13 protein-coding genes are annotated in these 21184 nt (G+C 53.5%); 5 read left to right on the top strand and 8 right to left on the bottom strand.

All coding sequences use genetic code 11. From position 1 onward, the window contains the following. Positions 1-16 precede the first annotated feature (16 nt). The 5 genes from mnmG to HG66A1_RS05930 all read left to right on the top strand — a co-directional run bounded on the left by mnmG (position 17) and on the right by HG66A1_RS05930 (position 7753). On the top strand, positions 17-1849 hold the full coding sequence (gene mnmG, locus HG66A1_RS05910; protein ID WP_145181285.1) for a tRNA uridine-5-carboxymethylaminomethyl(34) synthesis enzyme MnmG: 1833 nt from the start codon (positions 17-19) through the stop codon (positions 1847-1849). Positions 1850-2415: 566 nt separating this feature from the next. After that, entirely contained in the window at positions 2416-2997 is a 582-nt protein-coding gene (locus HG66A1_RS05915) for a response regulator (RefSeq protein ID WP_145037498.1), read from the top strand. 74 nt (positions 2998-3071) lie between these two features. Continuing rightward, positions 3072-4292, top strand: coding sequence for an ATP-binding protein (locus tag HG66A1_RS05920; RefSeq protein ID WP_145181286.1), 1221 nt, complete (start codon positions 3072-3074; stop codon positions 4290-4292). 173 nt (positions 4293-4465) lie between these two features. Then, positions 4466-6634, top strand: coding sequence for a Na+/H+ antiporter NhaC family protein (locus tag HG66A1_RS05925; RefSeq protein ID WP_145181287.1), 2169 nt, complete (start codon positions 4466-4468; stop codon positions 6632-6634). Positions 6635-6727: 93 nt separating this feature from the next. Beyond that, positions 6728-7753: a dihydrodipicolinate synthase family protein gene (locus HG66A1_RS05930; RefSeq protein WP_145037504.1), complete on the top strand. Its 1026-nt coding sequence runs from the start codon at positions 6728-6730 to the stop codon at positions 7751-7753. Positions 7754-7771: 18 nt separating this feature from the next. Here HG66A1_RS05930 and alaS read toward each other — a convergent pair whose 3' ends face one another. From alaS to HG66A1_RS05970, 8 genes are all read right to left on the bottom strand, one after another. Further along, complete coding sequence (gene alaS / locus HG66A1_RS05935) at positions 7772-10399, bottom strand: alanine--tRNA ligase (protein WP_145181288.1); 2628 nt, start codon at positions 10397-10399, stop codon at positions 7772-7774. 6 nt (positions 10400-10405) lie between these two features. Next, positions 10406-12004, bottom strand: a complete 1599-nt coding sequence (locus tag HG66A1_RS05940) for a trypsin-like peptidase domain-containing protein (protein WP_145181289.1) — start codon at positions 12002-12004, stop codon at positions 10406-10408. A gap of 189 nt (positions 12005-12193) precedes the next feature. Beyond that, a complete protein-coding gene (gene recA, locus HG66A1_RS05945; RefSeq protein WP_145181290.1) occupies positions 12194-13294 on the bottom strand; it encodes a recombinase RecA in 1101 nt (366 codons plus the stop codon). A 295-nt stretch (positions 13295-13589) separates the two neighbouring features. Continuing rightward, positions 13590-14147, bottom strand: coding sequence for a class IV adenylate cyclase (gene cyaB / locus HG66A1_RS05950; protein ID WP_145181291.1), 558 nt, complete (start codon positions 14145-14147; stop codon positions 13590-13592). 56 nt (positions 14148-14203) lie between these two features. Next, positions 14204-15892, bottom strand: coding sequence for a multiheme c-type cytochrome (locus HG66A1_RS05955; RefSeq protein ID WP_145181292.1), 1689 nt, complete (start codon positions 15890-15892; stop codon positions 14204-14206). Positions 15893-16094: 202 nt separating this feature from the next. Continuing rightward, the gene (locus HG66A1_RS05960) at positions 16095-17327 is read right to left on the bottom strand and encodes a DUF1573 domain-containing protein (protein ID WP_145181293.1); all 1233 of its coding nucleotides are present in this window, start codon (positions 17325-17327) and stop codon (positions 16095-16097) included. A gap of 93 nt (positions 17328-17420) precedes the next feature. Further along, positions 17421-19841 (bottom strand): O-antigen ligase family protein, encoded by a 2421-nt coding sequence (locus HG66A1_RS05965; RefSeq protein ID WP_145181294.1) that lies wholly within the window; start codon positions 19839-19841, stop codon positions 17421-17423. Then, entirely contained in the window at positions 19834-20958 is a 1125-nt protein-coding gene (locus HG66A1_RS05970; RefSeq protein ID WP_145181295.1) for an MraY family glycosyltransferase, read from the bottom strand. Before HG66A1_RS05970 ends, HG66A1_RS05965 begins: the two co-directional genes overlap by 8 nt. Positions 20959-21184 lie beyond the last annotated feature (226 nt).

The following is a 21184-nucleotide window of genomic DNA, read 5'->3' on the forward strand; positions in this document are numbered from 1 at the left end:
ACTGCAAAGAAGAACCATGAGTTACTCTGTCACGTATGATTATGATGTCGTTGTTGTCGGTGCCGGCCACGCCGGTTGCGAAGCCGCTCTGGCTGCGGCCCGGTTGGGAGCGAAAACGGCCCTGTTAACCATGAACTGCGACACCGTCGGTCAGATGAGCTGCAATCCCGCCATTGGTGGAGTCGCCAAGGGGCAGATCGTGCGTGAGATCGATGCGCTGGGGGGCGAAATGGGTCGGGTGATTGACGAGACCGGGATCCAGTTTCGGATGCTGAATCGTTCCAAAGGGCCGGCGATGCACAGTCCCCGGGCCCAGGCAGACAAAAAAGCGTACCAGTTCTGCATGAAGTGGAAAGTCGAGCAGCAGGACAATCTGGCGCTACGCCAGGAGATGGTCAAAAGTCTGATTGTGGAGCAGGATCAGGTCACTGGAGTGCTGGTACACGGCGATGCCTGTTATCGAGCGCAAGCCGTAATCCTGACGACGGGAACCTTTCTGCAGGCGATTATGCATACCGGTGAAGCTAAAACCAAAGGGGGCCGCGCCGGAGAAGGGACCACGGGAACCCTGTCTGACAGCCTGGCCCAGCTTGGCTTTGAACTGCAGCGATTCAAAACAGGAACTCCCGCCCGTCTGAATGGAAGGACCATTGATTTCTCTGTACTGGAAGAACAGCCCGGTGATGAAGCACCGCAGCCGTTCTCTTATCTGACAGAGAAGCTGACACAGCCGCAGATGCCCTGCTATCTGACAGAAACCAACGACTATGTGCATCAGTTGATCAACGAGAATCTGCACCGCGCACCCATGTATTCGGGGCAGATTAATTCGACTGGTCCGCGTTATTGTCCGTCGATCGAAGATAAGGTCGTCCGGTTCGCGGAACGGAATTCTCATCAGATCTTTCTGGAGCCGGAAGGACGTTACACCAACGAATATTACTGTAATGGGATCTCCACCAGTCTGCCTCGTGATGTGCAGGATAAGATGATTCATTCGATTCGGGGACTGGAGCAGACCGAGATTATGCGGTACGGCTACGCAGTCGAATATGACTTCGCAACCCCGACGCAGCTCAAGCCGACGCTGGAGACGAAACGGGTTTCCGGTCTCTACTTCGCTGGTCAGTTGAATGGAACGACGGGCTATGAAGAGGCAGCCGGGCAGGGGCTGCTGGCCGGTTTGAATGCAGCTTTGAAGCTGGCTGGTAAAGAAGACCTGATTCTGGATCGGAATCAGGCCTACCTGGGGGTGCTGATTGATGATCTGGTGACGAAAGGCGTCGATGAGCCTTACAGAATGTTTACTTCACGGGCCGAGTTTCGACTGCTGCTCCGACAGGATAACGCAGACCGCCGGATGACACCGCTGGGGCGTAAAGTAGGCTCGGTCGATGATGAACGCTGGCAGAAGTACCAGGCGTATGAAGCCGAGATTGACCAGGTCAAACAGTTCATTCAGGGAACCCGTTACCAGGGGAACACGCTGGAAGAATGGTTGCGTCGACAGGACACAGGCTGGGAAGAAATCTGTGAAATTGCTCCGGCCCTCAAGGAGATGCCGCTTTCGGAGAGAGCCATCGAACAGACGCTGATTGAGGTCCAATACGCTGGTTATATCCGTCGTCAGACTGCAGAGATCGAAAAGCAGAAGAACGTAGAGACACTGCACATACCTGACCATATTGACTATCAGCTGGTCCCCAATCTGAGAAATGAAGCCAAAGAGAAGCTCGGACGTGTCAAACCACGCAACATTGGACAGGCAGGAAGGATCAGTGGAGTGACTCCCGCAGATCTGACCGTCCTGGTGCTGTATCTCAATAGCAGCAGCCGCATGGCGACCTGAAATTTTCCGTTCTGGAAGAATTTTTCTCATAACTCATTGTGAATGTGTCAGTTCTGTGCTGCGCGCTGCGTAACTGTCTGACTTACTCTTCGTTAAAATAGTACGATTTCAGCCTGCTCGACTTTCTCTAAGTTCATGTTTTGTACATGTTTATTTCAATAAATTGGTCAACCGCGCGAATGCGTGTTGACCAAATCGTCAGAATAGATACAATCGGAATTATTGATAATACTGGTAAAGTCAAGCGGTATTGAAAGTTTTGGCGTTTGGATCCATGTGGGATACCTGTGACGTCTGGCCAATCAGTAGCGTTTGGCAAGTGACGGGCCACAGAACTGCACCTTGGAGGATGCGGTTTTTTATCGCTTTACCTGAATTCAATTGACTGGATTCAAGTGAATAGATAAGAGGCTGATTATGGAGATGTCAGTTTCAGGCAGGTTGATCAGTGAACGGGTCACTGGGGCACCTGCGCAGGGGCTCGGTTATTGCATGTCGTAATAACCTTACAGCGCTTGGTCTTTCCCGCTCAACAGGGTCGGGTCTTCAAAGGATGGATGAGCAATATGAAAACGGTCTTTACCACAGGCGAAGCCGCAAAGATTTGCAAAGTGAGTCAACAAACGATTATTCGCTGTTTTGATTCTGGCCAATTAAAGGGATTTCGGGTACCCGGTTCTCGTTTTCGACGTATTCCGCGCGATGTTCTGTTCAAGTTCATGAAGGACAACGGAATTCCCACTGATGCCCTGGAAAGTGGGAAGCGCAAAGCTTTAATTGTGGACGACGACGAAGAGTTGGTAGAGTTGATTCGCGACGTTCTGGAAGCCGATTCACGCTTCGAAATTCGTGTTGCGAACAACGGCTTCGATGCAGGGATGATGGTCAAAGAATATCATCCGGACATCATTATTCTGGACGTGATGCTGCCTGATATTAACGGTAAAGAAGTCTGTCAGCGGGTCCGCAGTGATTCATCCATGGACGATGTGAAAATCATCTGTATCAGTGGTATGGTCGAGGCAGACAAAATTGATGATCTGAAAGCAGCCGGCGCGAACGACTTTATGCAGAAGCCGTTTGAAGTTGAGCAACTGGCAGATCGGGTCTGCACACTGTTGAACCTGGAGTCTGTTCACACTGCCTGAACCAGGGCAGTCATCGGTTTCATGACGATCGGAAAACGTCCGGTCGTCGTGGAGACTGCTGCAGGGAGTGTCAGATGTCGAGCGAGACCGGTAGCGTAGAGACTCACTTACCGGCTGTCATCTATCGACGTCTCTGGTCATTGATCCCCACGCGCTCACTGGGATCGACCATTTGTGAACTCGCTTCAGTCTGGTGTGAAGTAACAGGTTCTGCTGCCGTTTATCTGGGGGTTCTGAAATCAGAGCCTTCTCAGTTTTCGGCTGCTATGCTGTATGCTTCGGAGCAGGAAGCCTCTTCTGTGCATCGTGAGATTGTTCCCGAACTTCCCGGGACTTCCCGCGAAGAACGGCTGCACGCCTTAATGAATGAGGCTCATTCTTTTGCCGAAATATCGGATCAACCTGCACGCGCTTATTATCAGGCCTGTCATCGGGAAACGATGCTGGGCCTGTTTCTATTTACTCCCAGTGTGAGAGACGGGTTTGATCTTCTGGTTTCTGAATTGCTGGATGTGAGTCAGCGTGTATTGAATCAAGCCTTGCTACAGGCAGAATCGGGGTCAGGGCAGGTGGCATCCACAGCGGAATGGATTATCCCTGATGTCGATAAGCTGGAAGCGATGGCGGAATTTGCCGCCGGGGCCGGACATGAAATCAATAACCCCGTAGCGACCATCGTCGGGCGGGTGCAGATGCTGCTCAAATCAGAGACTGACCCCGAACGTCGGCAGGCCCTGTCGACAATTGGCGGACAGGCTTACCGGGTCAGGGATATGATCGGTGATGCGATGTTGTTCGCCCGCCCGCCTGCTCCCCGACCTGAAACATTGTCGCTCTCACAAACCATTGATGACGTGCTCGTAAGCTTACAGGAAGAAATCAATCAAGGGAAAGTACAGCTAGAGGTCAACATTGCTGAGTCGCTGTCCCTGTACGCAGATGAAACACAGTGGAAAGTCGTGTTGAGTAATCTGCTGTTGAACAGTCTGCAGGCGATGGAAGCAGGTGGCCAGATTAAGATCAGCGCCTCCCCGCTTGAGACGGAGTCAGGGCCTTTCATTCACCTTAGGGTCATTGATGAGGGGGTGGGTCTGACAGAGGAAGAGCGCATCCACCTGTTTGATCCGTTTTACTCGGCACGACAGGCGGGACGAGGGCTCGGATTTGGTTTGTCCAAGTGCTGGCGGATTGCCACGCAGCACGGTGCTACGATTGCTGCAGAAACTAACTCCGATCGCGGGGTCACCTTCCATCTTTACTGGCCCGCTGAGAAGCCAGATAACTCGGTAGCTTAGCCAGTTTCACATCTGTCGGCGGTGATTGCGCAGCGAACATGTGTTTCTGGAAATCATCGCTTGCGGTTCGGATCATGATCCGTTTCAATATGTTTGCACGAGAAATGGAACGTCTGATCTGACGCGGACAGGCTCTGTCCCAATCCTAGAATCACTCAGCAGCCTGAGGGACGATGGCGGCGACTCATTCACTTCTGATTATTATCACCAGCCTGCTGGGGCAGACCGCGCCGATTGCGGAGGTGCCACTCAAACAGGAGCCGGCACGCTACCAGATTGAAGCGCCCAATGTGGCTGTGATCGATATTCCCGTGAGTCAGGTCACAATCCGGGCGCTTAATCTGGATGGTAGCCTGGATACCGATTTTTCTGAGCATCCTCAAAAAGTTGTCGGTCTTGAGCTCTGGGTCCATGAAGTCGACACGGCACTGCCGCCTTTTAAAAATGGAGTGCTGGAGCTTAAAACGGATCTCGCGGAGAATCGAAAGGTCTACATTACCAGCGATGTCATCCGTGTGGATCCTGACCAGCGTCGGTCAGGCGCTGTGGAAGTTTATCGAATTTCCAAATGGCTGAGCCTGTTACCTCCTTTGATTGCGGTGATACTGGCGATCTGGTTTCGGAATATTATCCTCGCTTTGCTGGTCAGTATCTGGGTGGGGGCTGTCATCTTATCGCATGGAAACCTGTTTCTGGGATTCGTGCATACGCTGGATACGTTCGTGATCCATGAGATTGTCGAACCAGGCAGTACCAGTTATTCCCACATGATGATCATCATGTTTACGATGTTCCTGGGAGCGATGGTCGGTGTGATGTCCGCAGGGGGAGGTACGGCTGCTCTGGTCAATCGTCTCTCCCGCTATGCATCAAAGCGAGAGCACAGCCAGGTCATGACCTGGTTTCTGGGGTTGATTATCTTTTTTGATGACTACGCGAATTCGTTGCTGGTCGGCAGTTCAATGCGACCATTTACCGATCGGATGAAAGTCTCGCGGGAAAAGCTCGCTTTCCTGGTCGACTCAACCGCGGCCCCCGTTTCGGGAATTGCGATTATTTCCACCTGGGTTGGTGTCGAGATCGGATATATCGCGGATACCTACGCAAGTCTGGGGATGACCGGGGACTACTATACGACCTTCTTATACAGTCTGCCTTACCGGTTCTATCCGTTACAGTTGCTGGCGTTTGTCTGGCTGGTGGCTTACATCGGAAATGATTTTGGACCGATGTTAAAAGCAGAGACACGGGCCATCGCTTATGGGCAACTGGTTCGTCCCGGGCGGTTTAATGTGACGGAAGTAGAGGGGCATGCCGAAAGTGGTGAGCTCGCGCGACGCCAGTTGTTGCGGAATGCACTGGTCCCCCTGGTGGTATTACTGGGGCTGGCTATGATCGGACTCTGGTGGACGGGGACGATCGAGATTAACCGACTCAATCTGGAACGGGAACAGATGGGGCAAGCAGAACTCAAAGTCAATTTTCAAAATGTGCTTGAGCATTCTTCTCCCAACCGTGTGCTGTTGATTACCTCTTTTCTGGCTTCCATTGCAGCGGTCGTGAGTTGCAGCCTTTCCAAATCGCTTCCGTTGAGTGAATGCGTAGAGGCATGGGCAAACGGGGCCAAGAGTATGTTCCTGGCGATCCTGATTCTGGTACTGGCCTGGGCGGTGGCAACCGTCTGTGATCAGGAGCACTTGAATACCGCCGGTGTGCTGGTGGAACTGCTTTCTGAAAAACTGTCCCCTAACTGGATGCCTACGATTACGTTTCTGCTGGCAGCCGTCGTCAGTTTTGCAACCGGCAGTTCCTGGTCGACCATGGGCCTGTTAATGCCCTTGTCGATCTCACTAACGTACAGTCTGCTGGTGCCACTGAATGAAGCCGATCCGAATCATCACTTGATGCTGGGAACCATCGGTGGTGTGCTGGCTGGCGCTATTTTTGGCGATCACTGTTCTCCCATCTCCGATACGACGGTTCTGTCGTCGGCTGCATCAGGTTCTGACCATCTGGATCACGTGCTGACCCAGATCCCTTACGCCTTGACAGTCGCGGGAGTCTCGGTGCTCTTCGGGTATCTGCCGGTGGGCTTCGGATTTCAGCCTTATATTCTGTTACCGGTCGGTCTGGTGGTGCTGTTCCTGATTCTGTTCTTCTATGGCCGATCCGCGGAGACCGAGGCGAAGGCCCTGCTGGAAGCGGGGGTGACGGCTGAGGAGTTTAACAGCAGGGATAACGGATCTGAGGAAGAAACGGAGAGCGCAGGTGAATCGGATCAGACGGATTCCGATTCTGAGGACCCCTCCGAGTCGCCGGAAGAGTCACGAGAAGAGGTCTGAATCCGTGTCCCCGGGCTGATTTATATGTTATACTTCACCTAAATTCTTCAAACTCCCAGTCCTGTTTGATTTTCAGTATAGGTGTCCCCCAACATGCAGTCCGAGACCAAGCTCCGTGGTATCTTCACTCCCAACCTGGTTCCCTACGATTCTCGTGGCGAGATTAATGAGCCGGAATTACGTCGTTATATTGACTGGCTGATCGAAAAGGGAGTTCATGGGCTGTATCCCAACGGTTCTACGGGGGAATTCACTCGTTTTACTCCTGAAGAACGCAAACGAATTGTAGCCATCATTGCGGATCAGACACGCGGTCGTGTGCCGATTCTGGCCGGTGCTGCGGAAGCCAATGTGCGGGAGACAATCAAGGCCTGCGAGTACTACTACGAACTAGGTATTCGGGCAGTCGCCATTGTGGCTCCTTTTTATTACAAGTTGAGCCCGGCTTCTGTTTATGCCTATTTTAAGGAAATTGGGGATAATACTCCCATCGATGTGACACTGTATAACATTCCGATGTTTGCGAGTCCGATCGATGTGCCAACGATCCAGCGTCTTTCAGAAGAATGTGAAAAGATCGTGGCGATCAAAGATTCCTCGGGCGATCTGCCCAACATGATTCGTATGATTCAGGCCGTGCGGCCCAACCGTCCGGAATTCTCATTTCTGACAGGCTGGGATGCGGCACTCATGCCGTTGATGCTGATTGGTGCAGACGGGGGAACCAATGCGAGTTCTGGTGTCGTGCCGGAGCTGACACGCAAGCTGTATGACCTGACCACTTCCGGTCAGCTCGATGAAGCCCGTCGTGTGCAATACGATCTGCTGACACTGTTCGATACGATGATCTATTCCGCTGAGTTTCCGGAAGGGTTCCGGGCCGCGGTGGAACTGCGTGGATTCAATATGGGGCAGGGACGTCAGCCGATTACCTCGGAGCAGAAAACGGACATCGTGACTTTAAGACGTACTCTGCAGTGCATGCTGTCTGAGCATGGCTTCACCAATGAGCCCATTGGTGGCTGTGCGACAGGAGTCAGCGAGGATCTCAGCGCCAGCGACGTGTCGCAGATTGTGCAACATGTCGTCGCTGAGCTGAATCGTCGTAAGCTGCTCTAGGCGTTCAACGCGTCAAAGTTAACCTTCGAGCTGACTGCGGTAGTAGTCTGCGCCGGTTTTCAGAGCGGCGTCGAGCTGTTCCGGATCCTTACCGCCGGCTTCGGCCATATCGGGACGACCACCGCCGCCTCCGCCGACCACTTTGGCAGCCGCTTTCACGCAGTCACCGGCTTTGAGTCCCTGTTTTACCAGTTCCTGGTTAACGGCGGCCATCAAAGCGACTTTGCCGTCAATCTCGGTACCCAGAATAAGTGCGACCTGTTTGCCTTTCTTCCGCAGGTGATCTGCCAGTTCTCGCAACTGATCGCGTGAGACATCTTTCGCATGGTAGGCCACGATTTTGACATCATTCACGACAGGGGCTTCATCCAGCAGTTCATCGGCGGTTCCCGCCAGGGATTTACTGGAGAACTTAAGCAGCTGTTTTTTCATTTCCCGGATTTCGTCCTGCAGATGGGCGATCTTCTGGGGAAGTTCATCGAGTCGCGGCGCTTTGAGCTGACCGGCGATTTCCTGCAGCAGCTTTTCGCTGTTGCGCGTCTTTTCCAGGGCTTTCGGGCCGGTTAAAGCGTGGATACGACGAACGCCTTTGGCAACCGGTTCTTCATTGACGATCTTGCAGAGCCCGACCTGTCCCGTGTTGGTGAGGTGGGTTCCCCCGCAGAGTTCAATACTGAAGTCACCCATCTGGACCACGCGGACATTGTCAGGATATTTCTCACCGAAGAGAGCCATGGCTCCCAGGTTGCGGGCATCCTGCAGTTTCATCAACTGGGTGGTGACAGAGGCGCCTTCGGAAATCCGCTGGTTGATGATGTCTTCGACCTGGCTGATTTCTTCGGGTGTGAGTGCCTTGCTGTGTGAGAAGTCAAAGCGAAGTGTGTCCTGTTCGACTTTCGACCCCCGCTGCATGGCGCTGTCGCCGATGACGGTGTGCAGGGCGTGATGGAGCAGGTGAGTGGCGGAGTGAGCACGCTGGATGCCGGACCGGCGCGGTTCGATTACTGTTGCTTTGAGGGTTTGTCCCTGTTCCAGTTTGCCTTCCAGCAGATGGCCGATGTGCAGAATCAATCCGCCGTTACGCTGGGTATTCACGACTTCAAATTTCAGGCCTTCTCCTTCGAGGTAACCCGTGTCTCCCACCTGACCACCGGCTTCGGCGTAGAAGGGGGTCTGATCGAGTACGACTACGACGGGATGGGCATGGCCCTTTTCCACGACGGATTCCACCAGGCGATCTTCAGCGATAATGCCGACGACAGTGCCTTCATCAACGGTGGTTTCATAGCCTTTGAATTGCGTGTCGCTGGTGGTTTTGTGCAGAGCTGTCAGCGGACCTTCTGACATAACCGAATCGAGGAATGCCCCACTGCCGCTGCCTTCCTTGTGCTGCTGCATCAGGTTGTTGAATTCCGTGCGATTCACGCTGATATTGTTTTTAGCAGCGAGAGCTTCGGTGAGTTCGATCAGGAAGCCGTCTGTCTGGTGCAGGTCGAAAGCGTCTTCACCGGCGATTTCCGATTTGCCTTCCTGTTCGGCTTTTTTCAGGAAGCCTTCGAAGCGAGTGAGACCTTTTTCGATGACGCCCAGGAACTGTTCTTCCTCTTCCTTGATGGTGTGCTGTACGTGTTCGACAGTCTTGGCGATTTCCGGGTAGGGAGTCTGCATGATGTCGACGACAGCCGGCACCAGTTGATACAGGAACGGTTCCTGTTTGCCGAGCAGATAGCCTTCGAGCAGGGCGCGACGGAGGAGCTGCCGAACGACGTAGCTTTCCTTATCGCGACCGGGGTTAACTCCTTCGTGGATACTGAAGGTGATGGCGCGAACGTGATCGGAGATACGGCGGAGCGGACGGCCCGTTGGTTTGTCGAATCCATAGCCGGTGCCGACAACATCGCCGGCTGCCAGACAGAGTTGCTTCAGCGTATCGATTTCGAAGTTGCTGCGTACGCCCTGCAGAACGGAGGCGGTACGTTCCAGCCCCATGCCAGTGTCGATGTTTTTCTTAGGCAGCGGTTTGAGATTGTTGGGCGGATCGCCAACGCGGTTGAACTGGGTGAAGACCAGGTTCCAGATTTCAACGTTGTCTTTACCGCCGTTGGGGTGGTAGAAGATTTCGCTACAGGGGCCGCAGACTCCATCGGGGCCATCCGAAGGAGCACCGGCGGGCCAGAAGTTTTCGTGTTCGTTTTCGCGGCTGATGCGGTTGGCGGGAAGCTTGATTTCATCGTGCCAGATGTTGTAGGCCTCATCGTCATCCAGGTAGACGGTGACGGAGAGCAGGTTGGGATCGAGGCCCAGGTATTTCTTCGAGGTCAGGTATTCCCAGGCCCAGTGAATGGCTTCGCGTTTGAAGTAATCGCCGAAGGAGAAATTCCCCAGCATTTCAAAGAAGGTATGGTGGTAAGCGGTGACGCCGACGTTCTGAATATCGCCGGTGCGGAGGCACATCTGACAGGTGGTGGCTTTCGTGAACTCCAGCTTGCCTACGCCCAGAAACTGATCTTTGAACTGGTTCATCCCGGCGGGAGTAAACAGAACCGTAGGGTCATCCCGGGGGACCAGAACGTCGGATGGTCTTCTGACACAGCCTTTTTCTTCAAAGAAGGAAAGATAACTCTCGCGAAGTTCGTCTGTTTTCATTGTTTCTTATTGCTTACTGTTTGGAAGAACGACCTTGCGGTCATCCAGAAGTTGTAATGTTACCGGTGAAGTGCTGGCCCGTTGTGCTTCCTGATAGAACGCGTCAGGGGTTTGTACCGGCTGATCATTGACCAGGCGGATGAACGTTCCTTCTGTCAGCCCGGCCTGTTGTGCGGGACTGTCGGGAGCGACATGTGTCACAACCACAGCGGGCGGGTAAGTGAACGGACTAAACGTATATTTTGCACGGGCAGTGGGATAATCGACTCTTAAACCGCGCCAGAGGGGATGCCGATAGCGGGTTTGTACAATCCCTTCATCATCCGCCACGGGCCATTTTCCCAGTTTCACTGTCAGAGTCAACTCACGCGGATTTTTTCCTCTCAAGATTTGCAGCTTTGCCTCGGTCCCCGCGCCTGCTTTCCCTACTTCACGCATCAGGTCAAGTTCGTTACGTAGCGGCTTACCGTTGATTGAAAGGATCAGATCGCCGGTGCGCAATCCTGCCTGTTGGGCCGGTGAATGCTGTTTGACGCCGCTTGTCTGAACGTAGCTCGACTCTGTAAGATTGACAGCACCGGCGAGATTTCGGTTCGCTTCACTGCGATCAAGGGTGCCGGGGGTGATCCCCAGAAAACCGTATTCCGGTTCGAGCCCGTTTGCCAGGCTGTCGATGATCCGCCGCGTATCCGGGTCGATGGGAATCGCGTAGCCTGCCGATTTTTCATAACCTTCCAGAGCGGCCAGGGACGTTGTGACTCCGATCAGATTACCATCCAGATCGAGAAGAGCCCCGCCACTGGTTCCCAGGTCGAGGTGTGTGTCCACCTGTAACAGGGTTCCGAAGTGGTGGATGGTTTCTTTCTTGGACAGCTCCTGATTCAGGAAGTTTTTAAATATGGGGACGGGGTAGCGGTGGAAGTTACTTACAATGCCCCAGCTGGCACTCGGTGAACCATCACGGGCAATGGCGTAAGGGTTCCCCAGTGCGATCACAAACTGTCCCTTACGGACTGATTCCGTGTTTCCATACTGGACCGGTTTGAGAGGGCGGGAAGCATCTGTCGCAACTCGTCCTGCGGGAACCAGAACCGCGAGATCACTTCTCGGATCGGCAGCGAGGAGCGTGGCATAGAATCCGCGGCGGTCCTCAGTGTGGACGTACAGGCGGTACTCGGGAACTTTTTTCTGCCCCGTGATCGGCCCTCCCTGAGTGAGGTGGAAATTCGTCAGCACCAATACCCTTTGCTGATTGGTGGGATCCGGAATGATCACACCTGAACCGAATTCGGTGGGAATAAAATTCAGATCCTGCGGGTCATGGCTCAGATTCAGATCCTGATTGGGATCGAGTCCGAACGGAGCGGGGATGCGCGACTGGAACTGCTGTTTGCGGGTTTTGATTTTGGAGATCGCGACGACGGAGTGTTCTGCTTTCTCAATTGCCTTGACCAGCTGCTGCTGGACAGCAAAGGCGACAGCGCGGGCATCGGGCGATTGAGCGTGCAGATGTCGCGACGGCAAAGAGAACCAGCAGACACTGATGGTAATGAGGCAAATCAGCGTGTGATGAAAGCGAATCAGATTTTTCAGAGCTGCAGACATACTTTGCCTCAGAGTAGAGCGTCGGGAACAGAAATCATGCGGAAAGCGAAATCGCTGATATTCGAATAGTCCTTATTTTACAGTGTTTTCGTACAGAACCCAATGCAAAACGACCTTGAATACCCATAGGGCATCAAGGTCGTTTCATCATTAGCAGGTGTTTTTATCTGGCTGTGCCAGCCGAGAGGATCAGGCCTCGACAGCTTCTGGTTCTGTTTCCGGTTCCAGTTCTTCTTCAGTGGAGGCAACCAGTCCCTGGGCTTCCAGGACCTTCTGTTTAATCTCCAGGCAGAGTTCGGGGTTTTCCTCGAGCACTGCCTTGGAACGGTCCCGTCCCTGGCCCAGTCGCGTTTCACCATAGCTGAACCAGCTGCCGCTCTTCTTGACGATTTTGTTTTCCACGGCAAGGTCCAGCAGGTCGAGTTCGAAATTGATGCCTCCGGTGGAGAGCATGTCAAACTCAGCAATACGGAAGGGAGGTGCAATTTTGTTCTTGACGATCTTGGCTTTCATGCGAATGCCTGTCACGGTGTCACCGTCTTTGAGCGTCGCGATACGACGGACGTCAACGCGGACCGAACTGTAGAACTTGAGTGCGCGACCGCCGGGAGTCGTTTCGGGGCTGCCGAACATGACGCCGATCTTTTCACGGATCTGGTTAATGAAGATCACAGTCGTTTTGGATTTGGAAATGGCACCAGTCAGTTTTCGCATGGCCTGGCTCATCATACGTGCCTGCAGGCCGACGTGTGAGTCACCGATTTCGCCATCCAGTTCCGCTTTGGGGACCAGGGCGGCGACCGAGTCGACAACGATGACATCGACCGAATTGGATTTGATCAGCATTTCAGCAATCTGCAGGCCTTCTTCGCCGTAGGTCGGCTGACTGACCAGCAGTTCGGAGATGTTGACGCCCAGTTTTTTGGCCCAGACGGGATCGAGAGCATGCTCGGCGTCGATAAACGCGGCGATGCCGCCCTCTTTCTGGGCGTTAGCGATGACGTGCAGGGCCAGGGTAGTTTTACCGCTGGATTCCGGTCCGTAGAGTTCGATAATACGACCACGGGGAAATCCATGGCCTCCGAGGGCCAGGTCAAGGGACAGGGCACCACTGGCGATCGAGGGGACTGCGCGGGCGTTTTCCCCGGTGAGTTTCATGATGGAGCCTTTACCGAACGCCTGTTCGATTTGTCCCAAGGCGTTTTTGAGCATCCCTTCGGAATCTTTGGTTCCGTTGTTGCTGGGAGCGGGAGGGGTAGTAGCCCGTTTTGATCTTGCTTTAGCGGCCATTGAGGTCTTCCTTCAATAATATGCAATTGCCCCGCAAGTGAGTTCGAGTCGTCAGGCGAAGCAAGTGCCTAATTTATCGAGAATTGCGGGGACGCCTATTATTGAACGCCGTCTCGACCCATGGTTTTCAAAGAAGTGCCTGTTGTGGACAAAGATATATTATCTTGAATTAACTCCTGTCACAACGGCAAACATGAGACATTTATAGCTGTCGGCAATTATTTCAGATTTTCCGCAGTCTGAAAAGTACTAATTGGCCGGAAAACGATGAAAAAATGGAGAAGACCGCTTCCGTTCAGGAGTCCTCAGCCTGTTGCATCAACATTCCCAGGTATGAGGTGCGGATGGGGGATGAGAGCCCCAGTTGTTCTGCCAGCTGGATGACTGCAGCTTCGGCCTGTTCCAGTTCCGCTTCTTCTGCCAGAGTTTCTACCTCGGCAAAGGTGCCGAGCCCTTCGACTTCGTCAATGGTGATCTCGAAGTGCCGCTGCTCATGATGAAAAGAGTAGGGGGTCCGCTGTTTTTTTACGTTTCGCACGGGCTGGAAGCCGAGGAGTTCGAGCATCTCTTTCAACTGGGCCAGAGCCTCGGGACCCGTTTCGAACGCCAGTTCGATCTCTTTGCGGATCTTGCTGACCGTGGCACGCTTCGGGCCTTTGTAGGTAATGTGATTCTCTGTGCCAATCCGGCGGATGCGGAGAGCTTCATCGGTTTCGACAAAGTTCCGACTGGGATGAGCGAAGTAGTAATCTTCCTGATCCAGCGTCGCACCCTGCTCAGCGCCAATCTGTTCGAGTTGCGCAAGCAGCTGCGATTGATCGGGGATTCGAAATTTCTGTTCGATTTCCAGCATGGGGGAACGTCTCTAATGAAAGTAGAAGTCTGTAGTGTTGGGCAACTGGTACCGAATTAATCCCGCCAGGGGTGTTTGATCTTTTCCCAGTAAGAATCGAATTCAAACTTGGGGCTGTTATCCAGATCGTGACACTGATAACAGGTCGTTTTCTTTGCTTCGGCAAGCGTAACCCGCATGACCTTTTTGGCCTCTTCGACTTTGTCCATATCGATGAGTTCAATGTGTCCGCTTCCCGGGCCATGACAGTTTTCACATTGCTGTCCGAGCAGATGCGGTGACTGTTGTTTGTTGACGAAGCCGCTTTTGTAGCGGATGACTTCCTGTGGATGCCAGCCGGTGACGTGGCAGGAGAGACACTCGGGATCATAGATGCGGGAGATGATTTTATCTCCCCGTTCGATCTGGTCTTTTCGGCCGTTGATCAGGCTCTCGTAGGCATGGGCGTGGGCGGTCGTTAACCATTTTTCATAGGCTTTGGTGTGACATTCACCACACTTTTCCGCTCCGACGAAGGTCGCACCGCGGGGGTGGTCAATCGGCAGTTCTTTGGCGGCAAGATCTTCCTGCTTGAGGCGATCCTGATAGAACTGCATGTGTTCGGCCATTTTCGGTGTTTCTTTAAACCGCTGTCGGTCGAGAGAGATGACCGTGAAGCGGAAACGTTTCCTGGGATCGCCTTTGGCATCGGCATCGGGATAGTAACCGACCACGCCAGCACTTTTCCCTTTGTGTCCCACATCGACCATCATCGTTTTGCCAATATACTCGGGATCTCCCAGTGGGTCTTCGACTCCGCCGGCGGTGAGCAGAATGTCGAAGTCGGGGAACTGTTTTGCGAGTTCCTTGGATTCATCCTTGCTGGATTGCGACAGCAGTAACATCAGGTCTGGTTTGGTGGCCTGCATTTCTTTGATGACTTCGGGCAAAACTTTGGCGGGTTCCTGCCAGGTAATGTCCGGAAACTGTCCTTTGCGACTTTTCCCCAGAATGGATGTGACGGCGATCTTCACGCCATTCGTCTCAACAACTTTGAATTTGGTTTTGCCCAGTTCGGGTGTCTCCAGGACCAGGAGATTTGCCGCGAGGAAGGTTGGTGTGGTATCAGGCTGTGGGGGATCCGGATTGTGCAACTGCAGAAAGATGTCGGCTCCAAAACGAAGTTCTTCCGGTCCGAGGGCCACTCCGCCATACTTCATGTCTTTCATGGCAGCCAGAATGGTTTCGTATTTGATCTGACTCTGTCGACGGTTGCGTTTGACCAGACCGCCCAGATCAAAGGCAGTGACGGGCCACTTACGGTCTTCAATCTGCTTGAAGAGATTAGCGAGGAGCGAGACGCCGCCTGTCTGGTTTTGTGTGCAACCACAGGGTTCAAGGTATCCATGGCGTTCGCCGGTCAGGACGATAGCCAGTTTAGGAGTGGGCCAGCCTTCGAATATTGGTTTGGGCGGAGGTGTATCAGATGATTTCGGGGGTGTTTTATCCGATTTGGCGGGCGTGTGACCCGCAGCGACTGGAGTCTGTTTTTCCTCAGATTTAACGGTTGGCTGCTTGGGACTGGTTGTTTCCGCCGGGGTTTTCTCTGCTGACGGTTCTGGTTCTGTCTGAGCAGTGCTCTGCGGAGTCGTGTCGGTGGCTGTTTCCGTGGTGGCGGGCGGTGTTGATTGCCCTTCGCATCCCAGCAGTAGAGTCAGTAAGAGTGCCAGCAGGCAGGTGAAAGAGGATTGTGGCAGGTAAGACATTCAGTGCGGCCTTCCATGGAATTGATTGAGTAACATAACGATGCAGAAGGAACTCCGCATGGTTTATCTTAGTTCAAAACATGGTTTTGCGTCAAAGTCGATCTGCCTCTGGCCCGGGAGGTTGATCTGACAATTCAGATCCATCCCAGACAGGTGAACGCCTGGGTGTTCTGAATTGGTAACGTATTGAAATTTATACTGCTTACAGTGAAATGAACTGAACCTTGAACTCGATGTTTTTGGCGCGGGGGTGGTTGGTACTTAATTTCACCTTTGCCAGATTCCCACGGCCGAATGAGACAGGAGGTTGCCCTTCAGGAATGATAAATTTCAGTAAGTAGCGCTGTTTGTTTTTGGAATCAAAGGATTCGTCTTTTTCAATTTCAAATTTCAGGGAGCCGGGCTCGATCTGCTGGTCGAGGATTTTCAGCGGTTCGTCAAGCCCTTCCACAAACATGGAGAGGACCGCTGTTTTGCCTTTTTCTGCTGAAAACTCACCCAGATTCAGGTGCATACTGGCCGGATCCCAGCGGACGCCGAAGGTGGGGACGATGCGGATGGGGCCGGTGTGATTTCCCGAAACCTGGATGATGAAATCTCTCGTTCCCGGATCAGCGTCATGTTTATGATCATGTCCTTCGCCCTCCGGGTGGTCGTGTGGCTCGTTCGGGATGTCGGTTTTGAGCAGCATGCGTTCGTTGAAACCACCCAGGGGGAATTTATCTGGATCTGCGGTGACTTCGACCGCGTAGCCGGTCTTGGCATCCACTTCTTTGAGTTCCTGTTTGGTGAGCGGTCGGAAGGTGGAAGTGAGGCCGGGATGATCGGCTTCGATTTCCAGAATTTTGAATTCATCCAGATATTTCGTATGAATCTTTCCGGTGTATTTAACCGGTTCCGTGCTGCTCATGACGGGTAAGGCCCAGTTGGCAGAGCCCTGATAATCGCCGGTAAAGGAGATCAGGCTGTTTGCGGCTCCTTCGATCTGGAGTTTGATTTCTTTTTTCTCTGGATCATTGGTGTAAATCGTCGCGGTCTGACCGAAGCGTTCCTGAGCTGCTTTGGGGGTCCAGGTGAGTTCGACTTCAATGTATTTACCGGGCGGGACCAGATTGTCCTGCATCTCACTCAGAGTACATTTACAGGTGGTGGCCCCTTTCTGGACTTCGAGTGGAACTTCGCCTTCATTTTTGATAACAAATTTGTGGGACATGGACTGCCCGACTGCCATACTGCCGAAGAAGTAGATCGGCTGTGGTACGACTGCTTTGGGATACGGTCCGTTAGGTGCGATTTTAGGACGCTTCTCATCCGGCTCGGTGGCAGGTTTGACGGGGGCAACTGTCTTGAGTTCACTATTGGTCCGGCCCAGCCAGACGGTTCCCGCGAGAGCGATAAACAGAACAACCACAGTTGTAACAGTTCGAAAATTCATTGTGACACCAACGAAGAAAGAATTAAAATACCAGCAATAAAAACAAGTCTGTAATCAAACCTTATGTCATTATGAGCCCAAGCATGGTTGAGTTCAATTCTGATTCGTTTGTCTCTCGTTAATTATTTGTTTCATGCGACTTACCGTTTCGTCTGTCAGATATTTGTCCACGTGTTGTGCACTGCGGTTGGCCTGATCGAGCTTGAGTGCCTGTTCGGCCTGTTCCCGGCTTTCGCTGATTTGTCCCGCTGCGTGGAAGACCTCCGCCAGCAGAGCGCGGTAGCGGGCATTATGCGGGTAACCGGAGACGGCCCGATTGAGATTTTCGATCGCGTCGGTCAGATCCTCCTGCTGATGTGATGCTTCGAACTGTTCATAGTACCGACGTCCCAGCTCAAAATAGTTGAGCGGACTCAATGGATTTCGCTGAATGGCTGCCTGTTTAAAGGAAACAGCCTCCTCGAAAGCCTGTCGATTCTGGACTCCCTCTCTGAATTTCAGCTCAGCCAGGGCCTGCCAGGGTTCGGGGGAGAACGGGTCCGCCTGACCGGCCTGACTGAATAGCTGTTGCGCAATCCGAGCCGACTGCCCACGCATGAGCGTCTGCTCTGCCCTCTTTACGAGCGATTGACGCTGAAATGTTGGCGCAAAGTCGCTCATCACGAATAAAATCAGTAACAGACTACATAAAGCGAGAGCCAGGGTTTTCTTATGTACACTTTGGGGAGGACGCTGTTGTGCTTGATCTGCGTCGACCTGTTCTGAATTTTCGGGAGACGGAGCGGGTGTAACCGGGAAAGCCAGTGCGAGCAGGAGCAGCCAGGTTTGGGTGATGGCGGGCATCGCGATGCCTCCGGCCACCAGTAGATGCACAGAGAGAGCGACAAAGCCGGCAGCCAATGAGAGCGGGATTAATGATGTAGGAGACAGATCCAGTGCAGCTTGGGCGGCGGTCTGTTTCCTTCCGCCTCGCAGCAGGACATAAATGACAACCCAGCAGGGAAGAAACAGCCACAACACAGATTCATCAATGCCCGACAGAAAGAGCTGTAGAATCCAGAGCAGGGGAAATGTGAAAGCGAAACCCAGAACCAGCGCCATTCGCAGGAAGGAATCAGCTTCATCATTCACGAGGGATCTTGAGTCTGCCGGCTGCTTTTGGAGCAGCGGCTTCAGGAACCACTGATAGCCTGCCAGCGCAATGATTAATAAAAGACCGCCCAGGGCAATCAAGCCGGCATTCGCCCAGACGTCGAGAAACAGATTGTGTGGATCGGCGATTTCCTCACTCGAACCGGGGAGCTTATATTTCAGATAGTGTTCGCGAAAATTGCCCGGACCGGTGCCCCACATCAGGTTTTCTTTAATGACGTCCCAGGTACCGGTCCAGTATTCGATGCGGTACTGGAGTGACTTGGGGGCTTCGGAAAGAACGGCGCGGTCGAAGCCGCCGCTGAGTGTGGCGAGCAGGAAAAATCCGACCAGCACACAGACAACCAGGGTGACGCCTGTGATCAGTTGTTTGCGGGAAAGCCGCTGCGTGGTCTGACGGAGGCGTTGACGTTGCAGCAGTTTCAGCAGACCCAGGCAGACCAGGCCCGCCAGAGCCCCGCCCCAGGCACTGCGACTTTTCGTCAGAATCAGGCAGTAGCTTATGAGCATGGTCGAGATCAGGTAGACCGCGATCTGGAGCCTGTTACGATCCACTGGCGGACTACCTTCGGTTCTGGGAGGCAGGAGACTGTGGACACTCAGTCCTACGGCGATCAGGAACCCGACAGCGAGCAGGCCGGCAAAGGTGTTGGCCAGGGCAAACATGCCCAGCGGTTCGCTGCTGTCCAAGAGGCGCGCTTCGAACTGCTTTCGGCTGCTGCCACTGAGGGCATTCGCGGGGACCCCCATCGAGATGAGTTCGTGTTGGAATTTTGCCTGCGTTTCTGGAGTGACGGCGGCATCGTACTGCTGCCTCACCGACTGATATTCCCGGGCGAGCTGCTTGTACATCCAGTGATGTTGCCAGATTCCGTAGAGGGAGAGCAGGACGATGGTGGCCATGAAACAATGCAGAAAGGTCATCCGTTGAGAGGGGAACCTTACGATGCGTCGGAATAGAGAAAATGTCAATCCGAGGGCCATCCACTCCCAGAGCATGTGGAGCGCCGCCCGTTGTTGACCTTCGTAGAAGAGGATCATTACCAGGACTGACAGTGCCTGTCCCAGTACCAGCAACCAGACAGCTGCGTCAAACCGGTCGAGTCGGAGCGAACGGGCGCAGTCGGTAAATTGAGACGTGAAGAACAGGATTACGACCAGAAACCAGGCCAGCACGAGCGGGAGTGTCTCTCCCTGGGGGGCCGATTCCGCCGGCAGGAAATAGCGGGCAGTGATCAGTAATCCGGTCAGGAAGAGTAGCTTGGCGTCACAGAAAAGTCCCAGCGAAATCGGTGCTGCATCCGGTAGTGCAGGGCTGGACGCCTCTGGTTGTGATCGGTTTTGTTTTCGGCGTTTACTCATTCCGATTTTTCCGACCTACGTTCTCCAGAATCGTAACGATGGACAGCACGCAGAGAATCATCAGGATAATCAGCAGTGCCGCGTTCCAGGAGGAAACCTCATACAGGATCAGGCCTCCGACACCGGTGGTGAGTGTCGCCAGGTGGATGGTCAGCACGGTGTCCCGTTTGCTGAGTCCCAGTTCAACCAGACGATGTGAAAAGTGACTTTTATCTGCATGGAACGGGCTGCGTCCTTCCTTCAGGCGAATGATCATCACCGTACAGAAATCATACAGGGGAATCGCCAGAATACAAAGGGGGGCCAGAATCACGTGGCGGGCACCTTCGGACGCACCTGCAGAAGAGTTCCCCGAATAGAAGGTTCCCAGAACCGTCATGGTGGAGAGCAGTAACCCGATGAAATAGCTGCCGGAGTCTCCCATAAAGATTTTTGCCGGGGGCCAGTTGTGACAGAGGAAGCCAGCGATTGCTCCCGCCAGAACGAGCAGGACACCTGCTACCAGCCAGCGTGGTTCTCCGGTGTAACGCAGCATGATCCAGGCGAAGAGTACTGCAGCGATCAGGCCGATGCCCGAAGTGAGTCCGTCCATGTTGTCCAGGAAGTTCAGAGAGTTGACGAGGACGATAATCCAGGCCACGGTGAGTACCATACCCACCCAGGGTTGTTCGACAAACAGGGTTCCCCGTACGCCGCCCAGCACCAGGCCGATGGCGACGAGCAGTTGAATGATCAACCGTGGTTTCCACGAAATATTAAGTTTGTCATCGAGCAGTCCCATGACAGCGAGGATGGTGCCTCCGCCCAGAACCATCCAGAGTTGCTGGGAGCGATAGAGGACTCCCTCCAGATGCGGAGCCAGTTCGCGGGGAATCCACGCGGGGGTGCTGCCTGACTTCAAAATGATCCAGGCAATCAGTTGAGCAGAAGCGATGGGAATGATCACCCCCATCCAGATGCCGACTCCCCCTCCGAGCGGGGTGGGGGTGACATGAACTTTCCGCTGGGCAGGTTGATCGATGAGTCCCCAGCGTGGGGCCAGTTTGCGCATGAGTGCCGTTGCCAGAAAGGAAATGACAAAGGCCGGAACCAGGCAGGCAAATACGAAAAATAACATGTCTATTGGATTATCAGCTTGGGTAAGAGAGTTCTTGCGAAGTTACGTTCAGAGTGCTTTATCAGGCCGGGAACGACACACTGAATCAAGTGATCCACATGCCAACCGGCATGCGTTCGCTATCGATTACCAGTCCCTTCCAGGTTGATGGACCCCTAGTTTGGCTGAATCCACGCGGTAGTGGTAGCGAAAAATGCATTTCTACTCCGTTTTCGATTGATATATC

Source organism: Gimesia chilikensis (assembly GCF_007744075.1).
Lineage (GTDB): Bacteria > Planctomycetota > Planctomycetia > Planctomycetales > Planctomycetaceae > Gimesia > Gimesia chilikensis_A.

Coding starts and splice junctions, on each gene's coding strand:
- recA (WP_145181290.1), bottom strand. CDS start 13,294: ATGGCCGCTAAAGCAAGATCAAAACGGGCTACTACCCCTCCCGCTCCC.
- HG66A1_RS05915 (WP_145037498.1), top strand. CDS start 2,416: ATGAAAACGGTCTTTACCACAGGCGAAGCCGCAAAGATTTGCAAAGTG.
- HG66A1_RS05955 (WP_145181292.1), bottom strand. CDS start 15,892: ATGTCTTACCTGCCACAATCCTCTTTCACCTGCCTGCTGGCACTCTTA.
- HG66A1_RS05930 (WP_145037504.1), top strand. CDS start 6,728: ATGCAGTCCGAGACCAAGCTCCGTGGTATCTTCACTCCCAACCTGGTT.
- HG66A1_RS05925 (WP_145181287.1), top strand. CDS start 4,466: ATGGCGGCGACTCATTCACTTCTGATTATTATCACCAGCCTGCTGGGG.
- HG66A1_RS05920 (WP_145181286.1), top strand. CDS start 3,072: ATGTCGAGCGAGACCGGTAGCGTAGAGACTCACTTACCGGCTGTCATC.
- HG66A1_RS05960 (WP_145181293.1), bottom strand. CDS start 17,327: ATGAATTTTCGAACTGTTACAACTGTGGTTGTTCTGTTTATCGCTCTC.
- HG66A1_RS05970 (WP_145181295.1), bottom strand. CDS start 20,958: ATGTTATTTTTCGTATTTGCCTGCCTGGTTCCGGCCTTTGTCATTTCC.
- alaS (WP_145181288.1), bottom strand. CDS start 10,399: ATGAAAACAGACGAACTTCGCGAGAGTTATCTTTCCTTCTTTGAAGAA.
- HG66A1_RS05940 (WP_145181289.1), bottom strand. CDS start 12,004: ATGTCTGCAGCTCTGAAAAATCTGATTCGCTTTCATCACACGCTGATT.
- cyaB (WP_145181291.1), bottom strand. CDS start 14,147: ATGCTGGAAATCGAACAGAAATTTCGAATCCCCGATCAATCGCAGCTG.
- HG66A1_RS05965 (WP_145181294.1), bottom strand. CDS start 19,841: ATGAGTAAACGCCGAAAACAAAACCGATCACAACCAGAGGCGTCCAGC.
- mnmG (WP_145181285.1), top strand. CDS start 17: ATGAGTTACTCTGTCACGTATGATTATGATGTCGTTGTTGTCGGTGCC.